General features: G+C 32.1%; 1 tRNA gene. It reads right to left on the minus strand.

Annotation, left to right across the window (positions count from 1 at the left end):
• Positions 1-182: 182 nt before the first annotated feature.
• Positions 183-259, minus strand: a tRNA-Ile gene (locus tag P6N22_RS10645).
• Positions 260-402 lie beyond the last annotated feature (143 nt).

Below are 402 nucleotides of genomic sequence, written 5' to 3' on the forward strand. Positions count from 1 at the left end.
ATATCTTTTATTCTAAATTGCTTCACTACCTTATTTAATGTATCCCTACACTAAATAAAGTAGCCCTTATTGTAGTTTTATAGTTGTTGACTTTAACAATTGTAATTTAATGAACTTTTGGTTTATAGAAACCAAATTTAAATTCTTGAATTTAAGAACTTAAATTTAATCTCTATAAATAATGGTGGGCCTACCAGGACTTGAACCTGGGACCTCACCCTTATCAGGGGTGCACTCTAACCAGCTGAGCTATAGGCCCTCTTATAATAGTAATTCTAATGAACTTAGATCACTGAAAACTAAGCAAGAAGAGACAAGAAATAATACTTTGTTGAATCGTGAGATTCTTTATTGAGCTAATCAAACGAATGATTACTCATTACTCTAGAAAGGAGGTGATCC

Source organism: Sulfurimonas sp. C5, assembly GCF_029872055.1.
In the GTDB taxonomy this organism is placed as follows: domain Bacteria; phylum Campylobacterota; class Campylobacteria; order Campylobacterales; family Sulfurimonadaceae; genus Sulfurimonas.